General features: G+C 53.3%; 16 protein-coding genes and 1 pseudogene. 13 read left to right on the top strand and 4 right to left on the bottom strand.

Annotated elements, in window-relative coordinates; all coding sequences use genetic code 11:
• Positions 1–232: 232 nt before the first annotated feature.
• Entirely contained in the window at positions 233–754 is a 522-nt protein-coding gene (locus M2108_RS30055; protein WP_277473136.1) for a ClbS/DfsB family four-helix bundle protein, read from the bottom strand.
• 322 nt (positions 755–1,076) lie between these two features.
• Here M2108_RS30055 and M2108_RS30050 point away from each other — a divergent pair, with 322 nt between their 5' ends.
• From M2108_RS30050 to M2108_RS30040, 3 genes are all read left to right on the top strand, one after another.
• Entirely contained in the window at positions 1,077–2,408 is a 1,332-nt protein-coding gene (locus tag M2108_RS30050; protein ID WP_277473135.1) for a methyl-accepting chemotaxis protein, read from the top strand.
• A gap of 194 nt (positions 2,409–2,602) precedes the next feature.
• Complete coding sequence (locus M2108_RS30045; protein ID WP_277473134.1) at positions 2,603–4,156, top strand: glycosyltransferase family 39 protein; 1,554 nt, start codon at positions 2,603–2,605, stop codon at positions 4,154–4,156.
• Between the two features lie 3 nt (positions 4,157–4,159).
• Entirely contained in the window at positions 4,160–4,411 is a 252-nt protein-coding gene (locus tag M2108_RS30040; RefSeq protein WP_277473133.1) for a hypothetical protein, read from the top strand.
• A 245-nt stretch (positions 4,412–4,656) separates the two neighbouring features.
• Here the strand turns inward: M2108_RS30040 and M2108_RS30035 are convergent, their stop codons facing one another.
• Together M2108_RS30035 and M2108_RS30030 are read right to left on the bottom strand one after the other, a co-directional pair.
• Positions 4,657–6,432 (bottom strand): ABC transporter ATP-binding protein, encoded by a 1,776-nt coding sequence (locus M2108_RS30035; RefSeq protein ID WP_277473132.1) that lies wholly within the window; start codon positions 6,430–6,432, stop codon positions 4,657–4,659.
• Positions 6,419–8,194, bottom strand: coding sequence for an ABC transporter ATP-binding protein (locus tag M2108_RS30030; RefSeq protein ID WP_277473131.1), 1,776 nt, complete (start codon positions 8,192–8,194; stop codon positions 6,419–6,421). The genes M2108_RS30035 and M2108_RS30030 overlap by 14 nt, the downstream gene beginning before the upstream one ends.
• Before the next feature lie 272 nt (positions 8,195–8,466).
• Here M2108_RS30030 and M2108_RS30025 point away from each other — a divergent pair, with 272 nt between their 5' ends.
• Complete coding sequence (locus M2108_RS30025) at positions 8,467–9,369, top strand: GNAT family N-acetyltransferase (protein ID WP_277473130.1); 903 nt, start codon at positions 8,467–8,469, stop codon at positions 9,367–9,369.
• A gap of 9 nt (positions 9,370–9,378) precedes the next feature.
• Here the strand turns inward: M2108_RS30025 and M2108_RS30020 are convergent, their stop codons facing one another.
• A complete protein-coding gene (locus tag M2108_RS30020) occupies positions 9,379–10,368 on the bottom strand; it encodes a DUF4003 family protein (RefSeq protein WP_277473129.1) in 990 nt (329 codons plus the stop codon).
• Positions 10,369–10,631: 263 nt separating this feature from the next.
• Here M2108_RS30020 and M2108_RS30015 point away from each other — a divergent pair, with 263 nt between their 5' ends.
• The 9 genes and pseudogenes from M2108_RS30015 (at position 10,632) to M2108_RS29975 (ending at position 23,585) form a co-directional block, all read left to right on the top strand.
• Positions 10,632–12,764, top strand: coding sequence for an S-layer homology domain-containing protein (locus tag M2108_RS30015; RefSeq protein WP_277473128.1), 2,133 nt, complete (start codon positions 10,632–10,634; stop codon positions 12,762–12,764).
• Positions 12,765–12,954: 190 nt separating this feature from the next.
• The gene (locus tag M2108_RS30010; protein ID WP_277473127.1) at positions 12,955–14,778 is read left to right on the top strand and encodes a sensor histidine kinase; all 1,824 of its coding nucleotides are present in this window, start codon (positions 12,955–12,957) and stop codon (positions 14,776–14,778) included.
• The gene (locus tag M2108_RS30005; RefSeq protein ID WP_277473126.1) at positions 14,756–15,901 is read left to right on the top strand and encodes a response regulator; all 1,146 of its coding nucleotides are present in this window, start codon (positions 14,756–14,758) and stop codon (positions 15,899–15,901) included. Before M2108_RS30010 ends, M2108_RS30005 begins: the two co-directional genes overlap by 23 nt.
• A gap of 110 nt (positions 15,902–16,011) precedes the next feature.
• Positions 16,012–16,095 (top strand): annotated as a pseudogene (locus M2108_RS30000) (PhnA domain-containing protein); the annotation flags it as partial.
• 148 nt (positions 16,096–16,243) lie between these two features.
• Positions 16,244–16,945 (top strand): ABC transporter ATP-binding protein, encoded by a 702-nt coding sequence (locus tag M2108_RS29995; RefSeq protein WP_221800526.1) that lies wholly within the window; start codon positions 16,244–16,246, stop codon positions 16,943–16,945.
• A gap of 13 nt (positions 16,946–16,958) precedes the next feature.
• Positions 16,959–19,607 (top strand): ABC transporter permease, encoded by a 2,649-nt coding sequence (locus M2108_RS29990; RefSeq protein ID WP_277473125.1) that lies wholly within the window; start codon positions 16,959–16,961, stop codon positions 19,605–19,607.
• Positions 19,608–20,004: 397 nt separating this feature from the next.
• Positions 20,005–20,901, top strand: coding sequence for an SDR family oxidoreductase (locus M2108_RS29985; protein WP_277473124.1), 897 nt, complete (start codon positions 20,005–20,007; stop codon positions 20,899–20,901).
• A 496-nt stretch (positions 20,902–21,397) separates the two neighbouring features.
• Positions 21,398–22,870: a serine hydrolase domain-containing protein gene (locus tag M2108_RS29980; RefSeq protein ID WP_277473123.1), complete on the top strand. Its 1,473-nt coding sequence runs from the start codon at positions 21,398–21,400 to the stop codon at positions 22,868–22,870.
• A gap of 61 nt (positions 22,871–22,931) precedes the next feature.
• Complete coding sequence (locus tag M2108_RS29975) at positions 22,932–23,585, top strand: M48 family metallopeptidase (protein WP_277473122.1); 654 nt, start codon at positions 22,932–22,934, stop codon at positions 23,583–23,585.
• Positions 23,586–23,685 lie beyond the last annotated feature (100 nt).

Genomic DNA, 23,685 nt, shown 5'->3' with positions numbered 1-23,685 from the left:
GTTGTCTCGACAACCTCATTCTAAGGGAGAACTCTCAACATGGCTTTTATTAATGTTTACCAGCAGCCATTTTACACAATTATATGGACTCTACTCCCGCGTGAGGCGAAACGGCGGAATCAAGGGCAAAAATGCCTCTGATTTCGCCCGATAACGCGCTATTCCGTCTGCGTATCCGCTTCGGCCGCTAACGAGCCAGCTTCGCAGCACTCGCTCATCCGCCATTCCGCGTTCACTCCGCCGGAACGTGCTTTTTCCACTTCCGGATCTTTGCCCGGAAGGTTTTGAACGGGGCTGCTGAGTTAATGTGGATCCAGCGGGCCATCGGCCAGTTGTCCTTGCTGCCGGTCCACGCGCGAACTCCCTGAGTAAACAGCTCTTCCTCCGTCAAGCCACCTGCCCAGACTAGCCATTCCTGCTCCGCCTGACGAAGCAGCTCCAGTAGTTCGGTTAGCGAATACCCCTCGTACTCTTGATAGAAGGACTGGTACAGTCCGCCCAGCTGGTTCCACTTATAGTCCGCAGACGGCATCGGGACACTCCGGCCTGCAAGCTCCGCTTTATCCCAGCCCATAACGAGATGCAGCCAGCCGAGCTGATAGGCGATAATCTCGCCGGGTGTTTTATCCACCTCCGGTATCCGGGTATTTCTGTGACGGTCACTGATTCCCGTAAATTCTGCGTCAAACAATATGTAATGATTATGGATCGTATCCAGCAGCTCCTGTTTGGAGTTATATTCATAGCTTGCCATATTAGCCATACTCCTCCCTGTATTCTTAACTCCGTTATACCATAGAGCAGTGACACCAGTATGTCCGGTTTAGCTCAATTAACAGCATTAATAAAGTTACCCCGCTAACCCTGCATCTCGCCCCCTCGCCCCCGGCACTCCCAGACTCCTGAGCTCCCCGACTTCCAGGCCTCCTAACATCTAGTTCCCATCACTCCCGTCACACCAACACCCTCGCCACTCCACCACCTCACTAATCAGTCGGGCCAGCCCCGTTTGTTTATGTTCAGTTAATCCGGCTGGGTTATGGTATAGGCATTATCTTTTGCGGGGAGAGAGTATTATGGGCATAAGGAACTGGTTGTTGAATGCTACTGTGAACTCCATTAAGTTTAAGCTGGTGCTGGCGATTGTGATTGTACAGGTGCTGAGCACCAACATCGGCCAGGCTGTAAATTACGTGCTGGACAGAAGCGGTGAGGTGATTGAAATTGTCGGAGGGGATTCCAAATACATTGAGGGGAACATCGGATTCCTGGTCTCTTCAGGCCTCAGCATTCTGATCTCTGTGTTCATTATTGTCTTTGTGTACGATAAGCTGGTCCTGAAGCGGCTAAAGAAGGTACTGGGGTACACCGAGCAGCTGGGAGAGGGCGTTCTGTCGGGAGAGCTTAAGTTTGGCGGCAATGATGAGATCAGCAGACTCGGCCACTCCCTTGATAAAAGCTCTGCCCATATCAAATCCCTGGTCTCCGGAATTGCTGATATTTCGGGCAACATCAACACGGTCAGCTATGAGCTAATGGAATCGGCCCGTAATTCTTCGGCCAGCATGAACACGATACATACGACTTCGTCAACCCTCGCGGATGATGCTACAAGTCTGCTGCACTCCACCCGGGAAGCAAACAGCTCCTTCGAGCAGATCCATGAGCAGAACCGGTTGCTGCTGGCGAATGCCGGATCGGCCTTGAGCTCAGCGGATGAAATGGAAAACCGTGCTGTACAGATGAGCCTCCAGGTACAAGCTTCCCTTGAGCAGGCCGACCGGACCTACAGGGAAAAGCAGGACAATATTCTAAAAGCCATCGCAGCCGGCGCAATCGTTGAGGAGATCAGCGTCATCTCCCACAGCGTTAAGGCAATATCGTCACAGACCCATCTGCTGGCCCTGAATGCATCGATTGAAGCAGCCAAAGCGGGTGAGCAGGGCAGAGGGTTTGAGGTGGTGGCAGGTGAGGTGAAGAAGCTGGCTGACCAGTCCACTCAGGCGATCTCCGGGATTGAGGAGCTTGTGGTGCAGGTAAAAGAGGTATTCGATCATCTGTCGCGCAGCTCCCAGGATGTGCTCGAGTACATTGACCATAATGTAAAAGCGGACTATGAGCTCCTGCTGCAGACCGGCCGTCAATACGAGTCGGATGCAGCGCTGATCCACCGGATTTCGACGGAAGTGAACGGCGCTGCCGGCCTAATGAATACTTCCATCAAGGAGATCAGTAAGGTGATAGATACGGTTGTAGATACCTCCGGGAACGCCTCTGCGTATACGGCCGAGATTAATGCCAGCTTGACCGATATTAGCGCGGTGATGCATGAGGCAGCAGTATCCATGGAACAGCAGTCTGCGCTGGCATCCCAGTTAATCGGGTCTATTAAAAGGTTTACCTTTTAATAGACAATAAGCAACTAGTCAGGACACCTTCAAGAGATGCATTTCTGCCGCTGTGCAGAGCAACTTTTGGAGGTGTTTTTGTCTGACCGGAGCCTGCCGGACTAAGCCCGCGATCCCCGCAGCTTCATTTTCATCTAACGTTCAGTTTCAGTGTTTATAATGCGCTTATCACTACCCCGCAAGAGGAGGCTCTCATGGTCAAGGGTATTCACAAATCACTTTATATCTTCCTTAGCTTGTTCATCGGCCTGTTCATTGCGTCCTCGTTTTTTATAAGGGCAAAGTACAGTTATTTCGTATACGGAGACACACCGGTCCTGGAAAAGCAGCAGCTCGGCCTGTTCATTCTGGTCACCGTTCTGATGCTGGCAATAAGCGCCGCTCTTTATCAAATAAGCCTGAAGCTCAACCGGTTCAGCAGACGGATCGTCATTTCTGCCGTTCTGGCAGTGTCTTTTGCCATTCAGCTGGCTATTATTTTCCTGTTCACCCGTCTGCCGACGGATGATTCCGAGACGGTGCTTAATCTGGCGCTGGATATGCTCTACCGCAGCGATTATTCGTCCTTTGAGACGGGCGGGTATCTGCATATGTTCCCGTTTAACTTTTCGACGGTACTATACTTAAAGACGCTGCTGTACCTTTTTCCGGATAATTACCTGACGATTAAAATATTCAATATCCTGTTCACTCTATTAACGACGTTAATGATTTACCTGCTGTATAAGGAGCTTAACGACAAGTCCCGGGAGCATGACTACGGGGTTCTGTTATTGGCGGCTACCTATTTGCCGGCCTTGTTTATGAGCAATTTTATTTATAATGATGTGATTGCCACTGCTTTTTTGACGGGCGCATTATATTTTGCCGTGAAATTTATGAAAAGAAAATCCTTAAAGGACATTCTGTTTGCAGCAAGCCTGCTGGCTATAGGGAACTACTTCCGGAGCGTCGGCGTGATTGTGCTGATTGGGGTACTAATTAGCCTGCTGCTGGGAATCCGTAAGCTGGGTGTGCGTAAGACGCTGGCGGCGCTGTTCATTACGGGTGCGCTTTTTAATGTGCCGGGCTGGACGCAGAATACGGCGCTTCAGGCAGCGGGAGTGGTGGATGAGTCCGTGAATACCAATTCTGCACCGGTCTATATGTGGCTGAACATGGGCATCAATCTGGAGACGTTCGGCTTTTGGGACAACCGTGAGAGCTATACGATCTACCAGCAGGATGCTGATTATAATAAGGCGACAAGTACGGAGCTGTTCAAGGAAGAGATCAGCAACAAGCTGGCGGACGCAAGCACAGGCGATCTGGTGAACATGTATTATAAAAAGCTGATCTGGACCTGGACGGAGGGCACCTACCAGATGGAGCGCTACGGACTTGGCAATGACAGCTCCTCCGGCAACAGAGGGAGAATGGTTGGCATGGTCATGGACCGCTATAGCTACACAAACGCTGCTACTGATCTTTTTAAAGGAGATTCCGGCTACCGGAGCGGATTGCTGTGGATGATGTATGTCCTGAACCTGCTGATGTATGGCGGCATCCTGGTCCGGCTGATTGGCAGCATCAGGGCTGGACGCTACGGGGAAACTCCACTGGTGCTGATTATACTCGGGTTTATCGGATTTTATCTGCTGTGGGAGATTAAGGCACGGTACATTTTCCCGGTATATCCGCTGTTGATCGTGTTCTCCTATATGGGATTTAAAGATGTGTATGATTACTTTGCCGGAAGGAGGAGATGAAGAATGCGGACCAGACGCTCTACCACTCTGATCATAGCCGTACTCAGCTGCTCTATGGTGCTGACTTCGTGCGATGCCATTACGGCCCAGACAATCTCCAGTGACGGCAGCGGCTCAGGCTCGCGGATGAACGGGGGGCCAGGCTTTGGCGGCGGCCGCGGTACAGATGGCGGGTTCCCCGGGATGAACGGCGGGATGAGACGAAACGGCGGGCAGGGCAGCGATAGAGGCGGCGGGCAAGGCGGACAGAATTAAGCAATCCGCATTAGGCGTGCCGGATTTTCCCCGCAATACACCAATTGAACATGCAGGTTCAATTTGTACATCAACCCTGCGCAAGGATCGTGCTATCATTGGATTTTTCCCTTTAGTAAGCTCAAGCGTGCCGGGTAACCGGCTTAGTCCGTGCTGATCCCATTAGCCCTCCCCAGCGGATGCAAAAAAAAAGCAGATACCCCCAACAAAGGGGAGTATCCGCTCCACTACCTACTAAGTAAACTCTAAGCTTCCATCTTCTGCGCCGTGTAGAGCCGGTGGTAAAGGCCCTTGCGTGCGAGCAGCTCCTCATGCGAGCCGCTTTCGGCGATGCCTTTGTTAGCCACGTACATAATGCGGTCGCAGTTCTTCACGGTCGACAGGCGGTGCGCGATGATGAAGGAGGTGCGGCCTTTAAGCAGCTCGTTCAGCCCCTTTTGCAGCAGGCGCTCGGTCTTGGCGTCGATCGAGGAGGTTGCCTCATCCAGAATGAGGATGCGCGGGTCAGCCAGCAATGTTCTGGCGAACGAGATGAGCTGCCGCTGTCCCTGCGAGAGCTTGGAGCCGCGCTCATTAACCTCGGTCATATAGCCCTGCTCGAACTCGCGGATGAATTCATCGGCGCAGACGGTTTTGGCTGCGGCGATCACTTCCTCCTCAGTGGCATCGAGCTTGCCGTAGCGGATATTGTCCAGGATCGTTCCCGAGAAAATAAAGCTGTCCTGCAGCATGATCCCCATCTGGCTGCGCAGCGACTTCATCGTCACCCCGGCAATGTTCTCGCCGTCGATCAGAATCCGGCCGCCGGTTAGATTATAGAAGCGGGAGATCAGATTGACGACGGTGGTTTTACCGGCACCGGTCGGTCCGACCAGGGCGACACTTTCACCGGCCTTAACGTCAAAGGAGATGTTCTCCAGAATGTTCAGGCCCGGATCATAAGCGAAGGTTACATCGTCGAAGGTTACTTGTCCGCGTGCCGGCGGCAGTGCCTTTGCACCTGGAACGTCGCTGACTGTAACCGGTTCATCCAGCGTTTCGAAGATCCGCTCCAGATAGGCGACCGCGTTGATGAAGCTGTTGTACAGGTTCGATAAGTTAAGAATCGGCTGCCAGAAGCGGGCTGCGTAGCTGCTCATCGCGAGAATGACCCCGAAGGTGACATCCTGCGGGCTCAGCGTCAGCAGGCCGACCAGATAAATCAGTGTCATAACCGTTGTAGCCAGATTATCGACGGTGAACGGGATCAGCGCGTTATAGCGCAAGGCCCGCATCCATTCGGTCCGGAAGTTGCCGGCGAGCCTGGTGAAGATGCCTTCATTGCGCTGCTCGCGCGAGAACATCTGCGTGACGCCGATCCCGCTGATGCTCTCCTGCAGGTAGGCGTTCAGGTTGGAGCTCTTATTGGAGACAGCCTGCCAGGCCCGGCGCTGCTTGTTCTTGATCAGCAGCATGATCCCGAGGAACACAGGCAGTCCGGCCAGCGTCACGAATGAGAGCCGGACATCGACCGCGAACATGAACGCAGCGATGAAGATCAGGTTCACAATCTCCAGAATAAAGTTAATGATCCCGTTGGAGAGTACATCAGAAACGGCGTTGACGTAGTTAACTACCCGGATCAGGATTTTACCCTGCGGACGGTCGTCATAATACTTGAACGGCAACTCCTGCAGATGCTTGAACAGATCCGTCCGGATGTCAAAAATAATATCCTGCCCGACCTTGGTCATAATCCGTGACCGGATCGTTGCCAGCACAACACTGACGACAATCGTCAGCAGCATCAGAGCGGACCAGCCGACCAGCGCACCCTTGGCTTTGGCCGGGATGGTCACGTCAACGACATGCTGCATGATCAGCGGTGCCGACAGCGAGATGGCTGCCGACAGGGCGCTCAGGAGGAATGCGATAATCATCGGCTTCTTTTTCCGCCGGATATAGATCATGGCACGCCGGAAATGCTTAATATTAAACGGCGATTCCAGATTCTCATCGACGTCAAATTTATTCCTGGCCAATCTGGCTCACCTGCCTTCCGATACCTTCGTTTTGCAGCATAAACACCTCGTAATAATAGCCCCGCTTCGCCAGCAGCTCCGCGTGGGTGCCTTCTTCAATCAGACGGCCGCGGTCAATAATCAGAATACGGTCCGCTTCACAAGTGGTAGATACCCGCTGGGCGATGATGATCTTCGTGCAAGGATACTCCAGTTCACGCAGACTGCGCTGGATGTGCTCTTCTGTCTCCAGATCGACCGCAGAGGTCGTATCATCAAGAATCAGAATCGGGCGGTGCACCGCAAGTGCCCGCGCCAGCGCAATACGCTGCTTCTGTCCGCCGGACAGACCGACGCCGCGCTCACCGACTACCGTATCATAGCCTTCCGGCATTTTGGTAATAAAGTCGTGGGCTGCAGCCAGCCGGGCATATTCCATGGCATCCTCTTCGGGCAGATCAGGGTCGCCATACGCAATGTTACCGTCAATGGTGTCTGAGAACAGCAGTACATCCTGGGTAGCCATTCCGATATTGCCACGCAGCTCATCGAGCTCAAGATCGCGTACATCTACGCCGTCCACCAGCACCCGGCCTGAGGTTACGTCGTAGAACCGGGGGATCAGATTGATAATGGTTGTCTTGCCTGCACCAGTCGAGCCCATAATAGCGACGGTTTCACCAGGCTCAACAGTGAAGCTGACATCATCAAGGACGAGAGCGCTATCATATTTGAAACGGACGTTCTGGAATTCAATGCGGCCTTCGTACCGGCGCTTCTGCACAGGATTATGTTCATTGGCAATCGAAGGTTTGGCATAGTAGATGTCGACGATTTTGGACAAGCTGGCAAAAAAACGCTGAATATCATTAATAATAATACCGATATTGCGCATCGGGTTCGATATCGCCCAGATCAGGGAAGAGAAGGCGGCAAATTCACCGAAGGTAATTCTCCCGTCAATGAGGAACAGCCCGCCTGCGATCATCAGGATGACGTTGAAGGCCTGGGCAAAGCTCTCCAGATACGGAAAATAATCAAGCCAGACGAGCGCAGCCTTTTTATTGGCCGTAGAATAATTAATGTTCTTGTCTGTAAATTTCTCAATCTCGAACGCTTCGCGGGCAAACGCCTTAACGACACGATTCCCGGAGATGTTCTCTTGTGTGGTCGTGTTCAGCTGCGACAGCCGTTCGCGCAGGTCGATATACATCGGGCGTACGCGCTTCGCAAATATGTAGGCCACAATAAAAATCGGCGGTGCCAGGATCAGCATCCATAACGTCAGCTCCGCATCAATCGTGAAGAAGTAAATGACAGCGGCGGCAAAAATCGTCACCGACTCGATAATCGTCTTGAAAATCCACGCCATCGAGTGCCGCACCATGTCCAGGTCACCGGTCATTTTGGTCATAAGGTCCCCGGTACGGTTACGGTCGTAATACTCCCGGTCCTGCCCCTGGATTTTGTTGTACAGATAAATACGGATGTTGTACATCATGTTCTGCGAGGAACGCTCATACTGCATCGTTGTCAGATAAGCCAGACCGGTACGCAGCAGCGAAAATCCGATCATGCCCAGACATAGGGCGATCAGCAGTCCGCGCTTATCCGTCAGATTCTGGACGGCCTGATCACCGGCAATGAACGTGTCGACGATGCGCTGACTGATGTACGGGTTGACAATGGTAAGCGCGGAGCCTACCACCGAGAGGCATAGTGCCAGAATGTACCGGGTCCGGTTACCCTGCAGGTTCTGCCACAGCCACTTAAGTTCAAACATTTCATCACCTGTTTCTGTTTGTTCTGTAGTACGTTACCATGCTGAAAATGAATAAATCAGAGTGATTATAACACAATAAAGGGCCAGTGCCCGTTATATGGAAAATTTGTTGTTACAATCAATTGAACGGGTTAAAAGGCATAATCATCATCGCAGAATTCCGGCCTGAACTCCATGTGCAGAATAGTTATATTCAACTTTTACCTTGCATATTTCAATAAGCGTATCCAGTATTAAAAGGGTAAAATTACCAAATGAGGGGACGATGTTTGTTGGGAGATTGGATAATCCGGAATGTGGATGACGGCGACGAAGGGACAGTTGCGGGGTTTGGCTTTGCACTGCATATGCACTATCTGTATCATGGTGATTTTGAGCAGGAGAACATGTTTCTGGCTGTAAAAGATAACGAAGCGCTCGCACTCGCCCATTTGACGTACCACGATACGTTCCACGCAGCCGGGCATGACGATAATCCGGAATTTATACGCTATCTTACCGGTGAGATCAGCTTTGGCGGCGGGGAAGAAGATGAAGCGGTTAAGGATGCTCTGCTGGACACGCTGATCGCCCGGGCACGTGAGATCAAAGCGCAGTATCCGCATAAGCGGATTGTGCTGAATCAGTATATTGACACTGACAATCTTGCGGAGCAGAACTATTACCTGAAACGCGGCTTTACCGTTTACGAAACGATTGTTATTTTAAAATATGATCTTAACCTGCCGATCCCGTCCTATCCTCTGCCGGAAGATGTGCAGATTCGCCCGTTTCTGCTGAATCATGATGAGGCCCGGGAGAAGTATCATCTGGCCGAGCAGGCCTCCTTTGACGGGGTAGCGTGGAGCCTCAACCATCTGGCCTGGATGCAGGGCACTCCTGAAATGGTGAACTTCTGTGCATTCAGCGGTGATCAGTTCCTGGGCAACACCTCCACCTGGAAAATAGCCGACGGCCACAGCGCCACGGAGAATGTATTTGTCATTCCGCTGTGGCGCGGCCGGGGTATTGCCCGGAACCTGCTCTGCACTGCACTCTCGTACCTGAAGGAGCAGGGCAAATCCGTCGCTACCCTGGGCACCTACGGCACCAACAAAAAAGCCATCCGGCTCTACACCCGGCTCGGCTACGAGCTGGACGGATTCCGGCTGACGCTGGGTTACGAGATTGATTAACCTTTCTGATCAGTGCGAAGCCGAAGAAGCAGCAGCGGCAGAAGAGGCGGCGGCTACGGCGATGGCCGTCTGCTGGGCGATGACGATATTGGTCAGGCTGGCAGAGAGCGCCGAGGTCAGAATGCCGCTTTTGACATCCTCAATAGATTTGTAGGATACCAGGGCTGCACTTAGCAGCAGCAGCTCCTGCTTGGTAATGGACCAGCTGCCGAAGCCTTTCTGGGTCCTCAGATAGTCATGGGTATCGGAAATATCCTGTACAAGTGACTCATCGCCCGCCGGAAGCAGAGACAGAACCCCGAGGGAGGAGAGAGTATACTCTTTATCCATCCGGATGCCTCTGCGGCGGAAGGCATCACGCAGGGCAAGCACCCGGGCTGCAGCCTCCGGTGTATCCCCGCCCAGGGCCAGGACCTGTGTCAGCGCCTGCACGCTGTTGCCGGACAGGAACTCCGGCTTCAGCTCGGCGTACAGCTGCTCCATCCGGGCAGCCCCGCGTTCCGGCTCAAGATCGGAAAGAGCCAGCATAGCAGCAAAAATATAGTCATCCTGCCCGGTCAGGAAACGGTGGTACTCCTTCATGCTGTCATAGAAATGGCGGGTTCTGTCTGCGATACGCTGATGCTGATCGACCGCCGAGTTAGCGGCAATCTGGTATGCCGCAACGACAAGATAATCCGAGGCCCGCAGCTTGCGCTCTTTGAGCAGGTCATAGACGGCGAGCGTATCAGCAAGCAGGGTCTCTTTGTTGCCGGATAGCGACAACAGCGCTGCAATGCAGACGGACAGGTTCCCCCGGAAGGTAGAGAACAGGCCGGTAGAGCTTTTAATCAGCTCATTGCTGTCACGGATAGCCTCGGCGTCTATGGTTTTATTTTCTGCCGTATACAGCAGTGCAGCCAGACGGTTGATTTGTGCGCTTTTCCAGGCAAAAGCCTTTTTGATCAGCTGAGTATTACTGACGAACAAATCAAGCCTGTTTACAAATGGCTCTTTCATATGTGGCTCCCCTCATCTAACACAGATATAATCTCACATGAAATATTTTACTATAATGGACGGGCAGATAGCGATGATTCAGGCAGTAATGCATGCGGAAGGAAGCCCTGACGGGGGTTAACTTAATAGGCAGCGATCACTAGGACTCTCAAACCAGGAGGGTTCTTTTTGTTAGAGCAAAGTTTGTCATTTTGTTGTCATTGAAACAAGGTATGATTATTTAAAATATAAGTTTTTAGAAATTGAAGGGATGAACAAGACAAATGAAAAAATCCTCTTTGGGGAAAATGGGCTTAATTTCGGCCCTGGCGGCCACGTTGCTGAGCGGCTGTGTAACCAGCGCAAGCTCAATCATCATTAACCTGCCGGATGATAAGCCGGGTGCTTCCGAGCATCTATTCTTAAGATATTCGGATGGAAATGTAGCCGCGGTGCCGGATAGTGTAAGTACAGGCTCAGTTACGGTCAGCACGTACGCTGACAAAACGATTGTGGGGGGATACGTAACTGACAACGTGGTAAGCTGGGTTCCTAAGTTGGCGTACGGTACTGTTTCAGACGTCAGTGTGAGCAAATTTGCAGCCTATAAGCCGACAATAGCTGCAGACCATGTTGCTCTAGCTGAACCGCTAACTCCTGACGACAGTGCGTATCCGACGTATATTAATGTAACGCTTGCTGTCTATGGTGCGGATGGCCAGCTAGTGGACGGACAGACAGAGATCTTTGCCCATGCTGCAGATCCGGAGACATCCTTTAAGGATAGGGACACATATGCAATTATCGACGGTGGGGAAATGAAAGAAGGGGACTCCTCCTTTACAGTGGACGGCATGGTGACCTTCCGGATTCTTTCGGATACCGCAGAGATTACAACACCGATAGCCATCTATTCAGGCGCGAAATTGCTTGATGACAACCTATTTAATAAGGTAACCGGAATTTCAGTGAGCGGAGCCGGAGATATAAATTCTGTCCAGACAGGAGAAACCTTGTCGATGACAGCTACGGTGTTGCCGGCTGATGCTGTCATGCCAGCTGTGGTCTGGTCCGTAGTTAACGGTACAGGTACTGCAGTCATTGATGCGGAAACCGGGGAACTTACAGCAGGCGATCCCGGTTCAGTAACGGTCACAGCTACAGCGACTGACGGCTCGGGTATTACCGGCAGCGTTGAGGTTACGATTACTACCGTACCAACGCCTACGCCAACGCCGGACCCGACAGCGACACCAACGCCGGACCCGACAGCGTCGCCAACGCCGGACCCGACAGCGACACCAACGCCGGACCCGACAGCGTCGCCAACGCCGGACCCGACAGCGACACCAACGCCGGACCCGACACCAACGCCGGACCCGACACCAACGCCGGACCCGACAGCGTCGCCAACGCCGGACCCGACACCGTCGCCAACGCCGGACCCGACAGCGACACCAACGCCGGACCCGACAGCGACACCAACGCCGGACCCGACAGCGACACCAACGCCGGACCCGACAGCGACACCAACGCCGGACCCGACACCAACGCCGGACCCGACAGCGTCGCCAACGCCGGACCCGACAGCGTCGCCAACGCCGGACCCGACAGCGACACCAACGCCAGACCCGACGCCGGACCCGACAGCGTCGCCAACGCCGGAGCCGGTCTCTATTCCGGGTTCAGCGATTGCAGCAACCACTGCACCAACGCCAAGTCCGACCGCAGTACCAACTGCAGCCCCAACGTCGACTGCCAGTGCAGCAGTTAAGTTTGCCGCTAATGTAGTTAAGCTGGAGGAATTATTATCGAGCATGTCCAAGAAGGTAGAACAGGCCAATGCTAATCCGGCTCCGGTACAATTCAGCGATATCTCCGCACACTGGGCGAACCTGACCGTGGAGACCTTCGTGAAGCTGGGCGTAGTTCAGGGTTATCAGGATGGCGGATTCCATCCGAACGCAAGTCTTTCCCGTGCGGAGTTCGCGGCCGTCATTGCCAAAGTGTTTGATCTGTCCGGCAGCGGCAGCGGCAGCACACTAAGCGATATTTCCGGACACTGGGCGGAAGCAGCGGTCAGATCCCTGCAGGATAAAGGACTCGTCTCCGGCTATCAGAATGGTACCTTTAAGCCGGATGCTGAAATCAGCCGCGCCGAGATGATCTCCATTATTTCGAAGCTGGTTGACCTGAGCGGTGTTGATGCCTCTGCAGCAACTGCTTTCGTAGATGTCAGCGGCACATGGAATCAGACACAGATCCAGAAGGCAGCCGCCGCAGGGATTATCAGCGGTCCAGGCAACGGGCAGTTCCAGCCTGCGAAGCAGGCATCCCGTGCCGAAGCGCTGACAGTTGTGCTGCGTGTACTGGAGCTTAATCCGGAGCTCAAAGCGCTTCTGGAAACGTTGAAATAAGCAGAAAAAGCTAATGATGCAGGCACTTTGGCCGGTGTCAGCATACAGCTGAAAGCCAGCTTCGCCCCAAACGGCGAAAGCTGGCTTTTTTTGTCGGGAAACTTCAAATTTTAAGTTCTCTATCCCTGGCCAATCTGTTAACATAAGTTCAATGAATGCACGATTTATACTGAATAGAGGTTACACACCAATGAGTAATCATCTGTATTTATCTGCACTGCTGCTGGCAGCAACCTGTTGCTCCCTGATGCTGGTTTATCTCTGTTGGAAAAGGAGAAGTCTGCCGATCGCCATCAGTTACGGCCTGGGCATGCTGACCGGCTCTTTTTACAGCCTGGGTTACGCCTTTGAGATCAGCAGCACCTCTTTGGAACAAATCCGTTTTTGGCTGCGGATTGAATATCTCGGCATTCCCTTCGGGACGGTGTTATGGTTTATTATGGTGCTGCAGTATACGGGACGGCAATCCTGGGTGAACCGCAGAAATGTTGTGCTGCTGATGATTGTTCCGGTGATCACTTTTGCAGCCCACAATACGAATGAATGGCATCACCTGTTCTATACAAGCATAACGCTGGATTATACGGAAGGCTTCCCGCTGGCCGTTCTGGCTAAAGGCCCTTTATATAAGCTGCATGTGTTGTACTCTTACAGCTTTTTTGTAGTTGGCATGGTCCTTTTACTGCAAATGTTTATTCAAACTACTCCCCGGATGAAAATGCCGGTTGCGCTGATGATTATCGGCTCCTGGGGGCCGTATGGCTTTACCCTCGTGTATCTCAGTGGAATCATCTATATGCCGATTGATATTTCGCCGTTTGGGTTTCTGGTCTCGGGGATTTTTTATATCTGGGGCATTTACCAGTTTAATATGCTGCGGCTCGCCCCCCTGGCGCTTCAGCAGGTATTCGGCTCCATGCAGCAGGCCGTGATTGTGTTTGATCTTGATAATGTTCTTACCAGCTTCAACCGCTCGGCGGAAGAGATCATTGACGGATTAAACAGCAGAAGTATCGGTACTAATGTCTCTGATGTATTTGCCGGCTACCCTCTTTTACTCGAATGTATGATGCAGGAGCCCTTCTCAATAAGCAAGCTTCAGCTTTCCAGCCACGCAGGTAACAAATTCTATCATGTGCAGTTGTCGTATATCCGCAATAACAGCCATAAGCCTGCCGGAAAAATGCTGCTCCTAAGCGACATCACGGACAGTGTGCACACCGAGGAACGTCTTCTTGATAATGCCAGGCAGCTCAGCGAACTGAATACGTTCAAAGACAGGATGTTCAGTGTCGTTGCCCATGATATCCGTGATCCGGTAGCGGTGCTCGTCAATCTGATGGAAATCCTGGAGGAAGACGTGCAGGACAGCCGGGAGAGCCAGGCGGAGGTAATGGAGGAAATGGGTTTGCAGATCCGCAACACATTCGAGCTGGTAGAGAGTCTGCTGGAGTTCTTCCGCACACAAACCGGAGGCCTTGTGTTTCAGCCGCTCGAACTGGATCTGGCGCAGTCGGTGGAATGGAACTTACGGCTGATGTCAGTGCGCAGCGCAAGTAAGCAGATCCGTATAATTTCCGGGATTCCGGAGGAGACCTATGTCTATGCCGACAAGGAGATGCTGGAACTGATTATTCGCAATCTTTTGAGCAATGCGATTAAATTTACAGCTGCTGGCGGAAGTATCTTTTTGCAGGCGGAACGGAAGGAACAGATGGTAGTAGTCTCTGTAAAAGATACCGGGGAGGGCATCGCTCCCGAGCAAGCTGGTACTTTGCTGCAGGAAGAGTATCCGGTGTCATTGCCGGGAACCGCCGGAGAGCGGGGCATCGGCCTCGGGTTATCGTTATGCAGGGAATTCGTCCGCCTGAACGGAGGCGAAATCTGGTTTGACAGTGCGCCGCCGCACGGGAGCACATTCTATTTTTCGTTGCCTCTGTCACCGGCTTCAGCGAGTGATTCGGGCAGCAGGAGAGAAGGCGGGAAAAGGGATGAAGGTGGTCATTATAGATGATGAAAAAGCGATGCATCTGATTTTGAAGCGGATGCTTGCCAAGGTTGCGGAGGTTGAGGTAGTGGGGACGTTTGCGGACACAGCCGCTGCCTATGCTTATATCACTGCTAATGAAGTGGATCTGATCTTGGCCGATATCAGTATGCCGCGTGAGAACGGCCTGGAGTTTGCCCGGAGGCTGCGGGAGAGCGGCAAAGATACGAAGCTTGTTTATATTACATCCCATAAGGATCATGCGCTGTCTGCCTTCGAGGTGTATGCCTTTGATTACATCGTAAAACCGGTTGTGCAGGAGCGGCTTACCCAGACTGTGCAGCGGGCTATGGCCCAGGTTCGTCTGGAGAGAGCGACGCAGAGTACTCTTGAGGAGCCCGGGTCTGAAGTGCAGGTCAACTGCCTGGGCGGGATGGAAATGCAGAGTGCGGCGGGACTTAAGACGAAATGGAAATCCAAAAAAAGCGCCGAGGTCTTCGCTTATCTGCTGACGCATAAGGGCAGACTCGTATCCAGAAGCAGGCTGATCGGAGATATTTTTGACGGAATGCCGCAAAAGAACGCCGAAGTCTACCTCAACACCACAATCTATCAATTGCGCAAGCTGCTGGACACCTTTGGTTTGAAAAAAAACCTGCATTCCGACAGCCAGCATTACGGGCTCAGCCTCAGCGGCGTCCGGGTGGATATGCTCATTTTTGAAGAGGGCTGCCGGGCGATGACGGTTATAAATGAGACAAATGTAAAAGCAGCCATTGAGCTGGAACAGCTGTACAGGGGAGATTTGTTCGGTGACCTGGGGTTTGCCTGGGCCTGGCATGAGATTGAGCGGCTGTCGCAGATGTACACTGCTTTTACCCGGCGGCTGTGTGCCGCTCTGCTGGAGCAGGAAGATGTCGGTGCCGCTACCCGTCTTCTGCTGAAGCTGCTTTCCCGCAATGAGCTGGATGAAGAGTCGTTAATGCTGCTGCTGACGGCTTCGGCCCGTTTGAAGAACAAAGAGGCCATGAACCGGCAGTACTCCCAATTTGCGGAGACACTCCGCGCCGAGATCGGCGTAAGCCCTTCGCTTGAGGTCAAATCCTTGTATGCACAGCTATTGGCAGAACTGGCTGCTGCCGGATACTAATCTGAACAGCGTCTTTGCGTGCGGGTATGCTAGAATAATAGGGTTGATATGAAGCACAGCAAAGGAACCCAAAGTGAATGGAGAAATGAAATAATGAATGAATTGCCGAATTGGAAGGCGATCATGACATTGATTGCAAAATCGACGGCTTCGGCGCGATGAAGCTGAAGTCGGAGTTTGTGCGGAAGGCATAATGAACCGGAACCTGAAGGTATAAAGTAAAGAGGATATTCCATGGGCCTGAGAGGGCCGGGTAGAATATCTTCTTTTTTATTTACGGAATGTCTTTGTGATAAACTGGAATGTATATGCCCCGTATAGACAGAAACAGGAGGATGAGCAATGAGCTTTGTTGCGGTGAAGAATGAATACAAGCGCTACAAAATGGGTGAGACGACGATTGTCGCCAACGACGGAATCGATTTTGAGATTAATAAAGGTGAATTTGCGGTCATTGTCGGTCCCAGCGGTGCAGGCAAATCGACGGTGCTTAATATTCTGGGCGGCATGGATTCGGCAGATGAAGGCCAGGTGATTGTGGATGGTACGGATATCGCCAAATTTAACAGTAAGGAGCTGACCGGCTACCGGCGCAATGATGTAGGCTTTGTGTTCCAGTTCTACAATCTGGTGCCTAACCTGACCACACTGGAAAATGTCGAGCTGGCCTCGCAGATTTCCCCGCGTGCGCTGGATGCGCGCAAGGTGCTGGAGGATGTCGGACTCGGGGAGCGGCTGAACAATTTCCCGGCCCAGCTGTCCGGCGGGGAGCAGCAGCGCGTCGCGATTGCCCGGGCGCTGGCCAAGCAGCCGAAGCTGCTGCTCTGCGATGAGCCGACAGGAGCGCTGGATTATAACACCGGCAAGCAGGTGCTGAAGCTTTTGCAGGATACCTGCCGGAATACCGGAACAACCGTCATCGTCATTACGCATAATCTGGCGATTGCGCCGATGGCGGACCGGGTGATTGAGATCAATAACGCCAAGGTGCGGAAAATGGTTGTTAATCCTTCCCCGGTATCCGTTAACGATATCGAATGGTAAGGAGCGGGCAGCGATGAAGAAACAGGCATTATGGAAGGATATCTTCCGGGAGATCGGGCATACCAAGGCCCGCTTTATTTCGATTTTTGCGATTATTATGCTGGGCGTCTGCTTCTTCTCAGGGATTAAGGCGGCCGGACCGGATATGCTGGATACCGCAGGCACCTTTTTCAAGGAAAAGCGGCTGATGGACCTGAAGGTGCAGAGCACGCTTGGCCTGACAGAAGACGAGCTTACGCTGCTGAAGGATGTGCCGGAGGTCGATGAGCTGCAGCCGGGCTACAGCGCGGATGTCTTCGCGGGAGAGAACGGCGTAATTCTGAAGGTCTATTCCTATAAACCGGAGCAGGCGCTTAACCAGTACCGCTTGATGGACGGGCGTCTGCCGGAGCAATCCGGGGAGATCGTGCTGGATGACCTGCTGGCCGGGGAGTATGTCCTTGGCGACAAGATCGTGTTCAGCGGGAACGGTACGGAAACAGAGCTGTCGGAAAGCTTCGGGACACTGGAGTATACGGTGGTAGGCTTCGCCCGCAGTCCCCAGTTCATTGAGAAAAACAACCGCGGCACCAGCACGATCGGCAAAGGCACGACAGATGCGTTCGCCGTCATTGCCGAGGCAGATTTCAAGCTGCCGGTCTATACCGAAGCGTACCTGTCATTTAAGGATACTGCCGGGATCGAAGCTTACAGTGCGGAGTATGAGACGCTGCTGGAGCAGCACACGGAGGCAGTGAAGCAGGCGATGGCGGGCGTGCCGGAAGCGCGGCTCTCCGAGCTGCGCGCTGAAGGGGAAGCAGAGCTCGCCAAGGGCCGCGCGGAGCTGGAAGCCGCCGAGCAGCAGCTCGCGCAGGCAGCCGGCCAGCTGACGGAAGAGCAGCGGCAGGAGCAGGCGGGAGCCGGCAGTGAAGCGGCTGAGCAGCTGGAAGCTGCCAGAGCGAAGCTGGCCGAAGGGGAACAGCAGCTGGCGGCGCTTACGCTGCCGAAGATTTATGTCACTGACCGGAATGCGAATCCAGGATATGCCGAATACAAAGACAATGCCGACCGGCTGTCGGCGATTGCCAGCGTGTTTCCGGTATTCTTCTTCCTGATTGCGGCGCTGGTCAGCCTGACAACCATGACGCGGATGGTCGAGGAGCACCGGCTGCAGATCGGTACACTGAAGGCGCTCGGCTATGGCAACCGTGACATTATGGCCAAGTTCCTGGTATACGGAACGCTTGCCAGTCTGGCCGGATCGGCAGTTGGCCTGGCAGTAGGGTTCACGCTGCTGCCGGCTATTATTTTCGATGCCTACAGCTCACTTTACAATCTGCCGGAGCTGATCAAGAGCTTCTACCCGTCATTTTCAATCATTTCTATTATTGTGGCTCTGGTCTGCACCACGCTTACAGCCTGGTTCGCTGCACGGGTGGAGCTGCGCGGCAATGCTGCCGTGCTGATGCGTCCGAAGGCGCCCAAGAGCGGACAGCGGATTTTTCTGGAGCGGTTAACCTTTATCTGGAGACGGCTCAGCTTTGTACAGAAGGTTACGGCCCGCAATCTGTTCCGCTACAAGCAGCGCATGTTCATGACCGTATTCGGCGTGGCCGGCTGTACGGCGCTGATCCTGACCGGCTTCGGGCTCAAGGATTCGATCGGCAGCATCGCTCCGAAGCAGTTCGGCGTCATTATGAAATACGATGCGCTGGTAGCGCTGCATACCGATGCCCCGGCAGAAGAGCAGCAGTCCTATGAGCAGCTGATCAGCAGCGAAGCAGCTATTACCGGTACACTGGATGTCGCCCAGGAGACGATGACCGCACGGGCCAGCGGTGTTAACGACCAGGATGTAAATCTGTTTGTGCCGGAAGCTGCGGATTCGCTGTCCGAGTATGTGTCGCTGCAGGATCGCAGCACCGGCGAAGCCCTGGAGCTTACGGATGAAGGAGTGATCATCTCGGAGAAGCTGGCCAAGCTGTACGGGCTTAAAGCGGGAGATACCCTGACCCTGGCGGACAGCAAAAATGAGCCGTTCGAGCTTCTAATTACGGGAATCACCGAAAATTATGTGCTTCACTATACCTATATGACCCCGGCGTATTATGCTTCCGTATTCGGGAAAGAGCCGGTATTTAATACCTCTTTACTGAATTATGATGCACCGGACAGTAATTGGGAGGAGCAGTTCGGCGAAAAGCTGACCGCGAGTGGACATGTAGCCGCAGTCAGCTTCTCCAGCAGCGTCGGTACGGCTTTTGATGATACGATGAAAAGCATGGACGTTGTCACACTGGTGCTGATCGTGTCCGCAGCGGCGCTGGCATTCGTCGTACTGTATAATCTGACCAACATCAATGTGTCCGAGCGGATCCGCGAGCTGTCGACGATCAAGGTGCTGGGCTTCTACGATAATGAAGTGACGATGTACATTTACCGGGAAAATATTATTCTGACCCTGCTCGGCATTGCCGCCGGTTCAGGCCTTGGCATCGTGCTGCACAGCTTCGTCCTGCAGACGGCTGAGCTGGATGCGACGATGTTCGCCCCGGTCATCGAGTGGCCGAGCTACATTTATGCGGCGGTACTCACCATGCTGTTCTCGGGCATCGTCATGGCCTTCATGCACATCAAGCTCAAACGGATTCATATGATCGAGGCGCTGAAGTCGGTAGAATAGCTTGTTAATGATGAAGACCCTTCCGGGAAGCCGGGAGGGTCTTTATACGTGCGCCTCCCAAGCGCGTGGTGCGGAGTTTACTGAGGCAGGGCTACAGCAATTTCATATGCAGGATCGGAAACGGGTTGCCTTGCTCATCAAAGGGCTGACGAACAGCATTTCGATTTTATGATCTTGTATGCCCATGAAAGCGAGGGGCGTCTTACCACTGTCATCGGCATAGAAGAACAAATCTTTAATCCCCCTGAGCTCTTGCAGGACAAGGGGACGCAGCGCGCAATTGCCTAACTTTAGTTTAAATTAGAACCATCGCGGTTACATAGAAAGAGTCGAAGGATTTAGTAGTTGTATAGCCCTAGTCACCAACCAGTGGAAATTCACAGAGGAGGAATGTACGATGAGCGATCAATTTACGGTTCAAGACCCTACAACGCAATATCAGAAGGCCACAGAGGAATTCGAGCAGCAGCAGCCTGCCCCCGGACTGGAAACGGAGATGGTTCCGAAACCGGATGACGGTGCGCAGACCTATAAAGGCAGCGGACGGCTGACCGGACGCAAAGCGGTAGTTACCGGAGCGGACAGCGGGATCGGCCGGGCGACGGCGATTGCTTTTGCCCGTGAAGGGGCTGACGTTGTCCTGGCCTATATGCCGGAGGAAGAGGCCGATGCGCGGGAGGTCGTTAAGCTCGTTGAGGAAGCCGGGCGTAAGGCGGTAGCCATGCCGGGTGATCTCAAGGACGAGCAGTACTGCGAGCAGCTAATTGAGGCTGCGGTCAAAGAGCTTGGCGGCATTGATATTCTGGCGAATATCGCGGGCATGCAGCAGTACGTGACCGACATCGCCGATCTGACGACGGAGCAATTTGATGCTACCTTTAAGACAAATGTATATTCGCTGTTCTGGCTCTGTAAAGCGGCCATCAAGCATATGAAGCCGGGCAGCACGATCATCAATACCTCTTCGATTCAGGCTTATACGCCTGCACCGATTCTGCTGGACTATGCGACGACCAAGTCGGCGATTAACACCTTCAGTAAATCACTTGCCCAGCAGGTGGCTGAAAAAGGGATCCGCGTCAACGTTGTAGCACCTGGACCCGTCTGGACTCCGCTGCAGATCAGCGGCGGCCAGCCGGTAGAAGCGCTGAAGGACTTCGGCGCCAAGACACCGCTTGCCCGTCCGGGACAGCCGGCCGAAATGGCACCAGCGTACGTGTTCCTGGCCAGCCAGGAATCCAGTTATGTCAGCGGCGAGACGCTGAATGCGAACGGCGGTATGCCTACGCCTTAAGTCATAGGCGCTGAAGCGATTGATTATAACCATAGCCCCCGGCTGTAGGCCTGAGCATGCTCAGGTCAATCAGCCGGGGGCTTTTATTACGTGGTGCTGACTAGAAGCCGCCCGGCTAACGGACACACATGACGTTAACGTTGTAATTTTGCCGGATGTGTTTGGCTAACGGACCCCAGTGACCTTAATCCGGCTGATCAGATGTAAAAGCTGCTCTATCCGCACAAATAACGGCTCCTGAGTCCGTTAAAGGCTGGAAAATCGGAATAATTGAAGATTAACGGCTCCTGAGTCCGTTGCAAGCTGGAGATGGGCTGTTTTACAGGAACAGCCTGATTCAGGGTGCTTCCCGTCCGGCGGCAGCGGAGATATAATTTGCTAAATTCAGCTTGCATCCCGTACCTGTAAACTGCTACATTCGCAGTGTGAAGCATGCGGAGCAGCATTAAGCTTTTAACTCCAGCCGTGCCAGAATAAACGTGAAGGATGATTAGAATTGCAACGATTAACGGAGCTATCCGGCTGCGGCAACCCCCGCCTGTCCCCCCGCGCATTAACTGATTTCTTCTCCCGCATCCAGCAATCCGGACTCGCCGTCAACACCTTCATGCTGCTGCAGGACGGTGCAGTAACGGCGGAGTTTGCACGGTCGCCCTATCGGGTGGACCGGCCGCAGCTGCTGTATTCGTTGAGCAAAAGTGTTACCTCCATTGCGGCAGGCATCGCTATAGATGAAGGACTGATGAAGCTTACGGACACGGTCATCTCCTTTTTTCCTAACAAGCTTCCTGACACCATTTCTGCCAACCTAGCCCGGATGACGGTGCATCACCTGTTGTCAATGAATGCGGGGCACGGGGATAACATATACGGGGCTGTGGCGCAGACAAAGGATTGGGTGCAGGCGTTCCTGGCCCAGGAGGTCGCGCATGAGCCGGGCAGCCATTATGTATACAGCACACACTGCACGTACATGCTGTCGGCCATTATTGAACAGGTCGCCGGAGAGAAGCTGGTTGATTTTCTGATGCCGCGGCTGTTTGAGCCGCTTGGCATTCCCCGCCCGGTCTGGGAGACTTGCCCGCTCGGCATAACCGCCGGAGGGATGGGACTTAGCCTGTCTACCGAGAGCATAGCCAAGCTTGGTCAGCTGCTGCTGAACAAAGGGGAATACGCAGGTACAAGAATCGTGTCAGAGCGTTATCTGGCTCTGGCTGCCAGTGAGCAAAGCGACAACCGGCCGTCTGCCAAGCCAGGACGGATGGATTCCGCCCAGGGCTACGGCTACCAGTTTCATTTATGCCGGAGAGGCTGCTTCCGGGGAGACGGCTCCTTTGGTCAGCTGCTCTTAGTAGCTCCGCAGGAGAATATCGTGATCGCGGCAACGTCCGCTTTTCCCGGCATGCAGCAGTTGCAGACCTTGCTTGATCTTATCTTTGAACAGCTTTTCGACCGCATGGATCAGCCGGAGGCGCATAACTCACTTGAGCTCAATGCAAATGAAAGCCTCGTATTCAGCCAGACTCATCCGGCCATGCTGCGTCCCTCCACACCCCCGCCCGAAAGCAGACCCGGACTAAAGCCTGCAGTGTACCGCCTGGCAGACAATCCGCACGGTCTGAAGGTAATCGCACTGGATATGCGGGAGGAGCAGCTGATGCTGCAAATGGTTTACGGGGATGCACGGGATGGCGTGCTGCCGTTCCATTTTGACAAAATGCTCTACACACAGGGGGTGTTTTACAAGGACCTGGCGTTGCATAAGCAGGAAGTTATCACTACAGCAGCGTGGCAGGACCGGGACAGCTTAAAGCTGACCCTGATCTACCCCGAGACTCCTTATATCGTTACTTACATCATGGAGTTCCGGCCGGCGGCCATTCAGCTTACCTTTCAAATGAACGTCTCCCTGAACATTGCGGAGTACAGTACAACCGGCATCCTAACAGCAGCAGGCGTCACCCCCTAAATCATGCTATAGTTAACCCAGACAGCCTTACAGCTGATTTATACAATAAAAGAGGTTAAGCATGCAGATTCAAATCGGAGATCAGACCCTGACGCTGAACATCCAGTACAGCAAACGGAAAAAAATATCCCTTCAGATAGACGGGGCCGGCCGGCTCAATGTCAAAGCGCCAAAGGGGATGGCTGATGAGGTGATCCTGAGTGCAGTCCAGGGACACAGCGCCTGGATTACAGAGAAGCTGCGCAGCCTGGAGGCAGCCAAGCAGGTACCGCAGCCGAAGGAGTATCAGGAGGAGGGGAGCTTCCTCTATTTGGGCAAGGAATATCCGCTGCATAAGCTGATCGAGACCGGTGAGCGGGATGCGGAGACGCTGAAGCAGGAGCTTAAAAAGTTTTATTTTAATAGTCTGAAAAAAGTGATTGCCGAGCGTATGCCGCATTACCAGAACCAGCTGAAGGTAAGGCCGAAATCGTTCGAGATCGTGGAGTCCCGCACCAAATGGGGGAGCTGCAGCGCGGACAAGAAGCTGACCTTCAACTACCGGCTGGCCATGGCCCCGCCCGAGGTTATCGATTATGTGATCATTCATGAGCTGTGTCATCTGCTGCATATGAACCATGACCGGTCGTTCTGGCGGCGGCTCGGCAGCATCATGCCGGACTATAAGGAGAAGGAAGAATTCCTGGCCCGTTTCGGCGGGTTTATGACGCTGTAATTTAAGCAATAGACATCCATGCCGCCTAGCGGCACCCAAGAAGGATGAAAATGGGTACTTGTCGAAGTTTCCTTTTACGGCTGGCGAAGAGAGGTCGAGT

It is taken from the genome of Paenibacillus sp. PastM-3 (assembly GCF_029893965.1).
Taxonomy (GTDB): Bacteria; Bacillota; Bacilli; order Paenibacillales; family Paenibacillaceae; genus Paenibacillus_AQ.
This window is presented reverse-complemented; position numbering and strand designations above follow the sequence as displayed.

Coding starts and splice junctions, on each gene's coding strand:
- M2108_RS30040 (WP_277473133.1), top strand. CDS start 4,160: ATGCGGACCAGACGCTCTACCACTCTGATCATAGCCGTACTCAGCTGC.
- M2108_RS30020 (WP_277473129.1), bottom strand. CDS start 10,368: ATGAAAGAGCCATTTGTAAACAGGCTTGATTTGTTCGTCAGTAATACT.
- M2108_RS30015 (WP_277473128.1), top strand. CDS start 10,632: ATGAAAAAATCCTCTTTGGGGAAAATGGGCTTAATTTCGGCCCTGGCG.
- M2108_RS29990 (WP_277473125.1), top strand. CDS start 16,959: ATGAAGAAACAGGCATTATGGAAGGATATCTTCCGGGAGATCGGGCAT.
- M2108_RS30045 (WP_277473134.1), top strand. CDS start 2,603: ATGGTCAAGGGTATTCACAAATCACTTTATATCTTCCTTAGCTTGTTC.
- M2108_RS29995 (WP_221800526.1), top strand. CDS start 16,244: ATGAGCTTTGTTGCGGTGAAGAATGAATACAAGCGCTACAAAATGGGT.
- M2108_RS30005 (WP_277473126.1), top strand. CDS start 14,756: ATGAAGGTGGTCATTATAGATGATGAAAAAGCGATGCATCTGATTTTG.
- M2108_RS30010 (WP_277473127.1), top strand. CDS start 12,955: ATGAGTAATCATCTGTATTTATCTGCACTGCTGCTGGCAGCAACCTGT.
- M2108_RS30050 (WP_277473135.1), top strand. CDS start 1,077: ATGGGCATAAGGAACTGGTTGTTGAATGCTACTGTGAACTCCATTAAG.
- M2108_RS30055 (WP_277473136.1), bottom strand. CDS start 754: ATGGCAAGCTATGAATATAACTCCAAACAGGAGCTGCTGGATACGATC.
- M2108_RS29985 (WP_277473124.1), top strand. CDS start 20,005: ATGAGCGATCAATTTACGGTTCAAGACCCTACAACGCAATATCAGAAG.
- M2108_RS30030 (WP_277473131.1), bottom strand. CDS start 8,194: ATGTTTGAACTTAAGTGGCTGTGGCAGAACCTGCAGGGTAACCGGACC.
- M2108_RS29975 (WP_277473122.1), top strand. CDS start 22,932: ATGCAGATTCAAATCGGAGATCAGACCCTGACGCTGAACATCCAGTAC.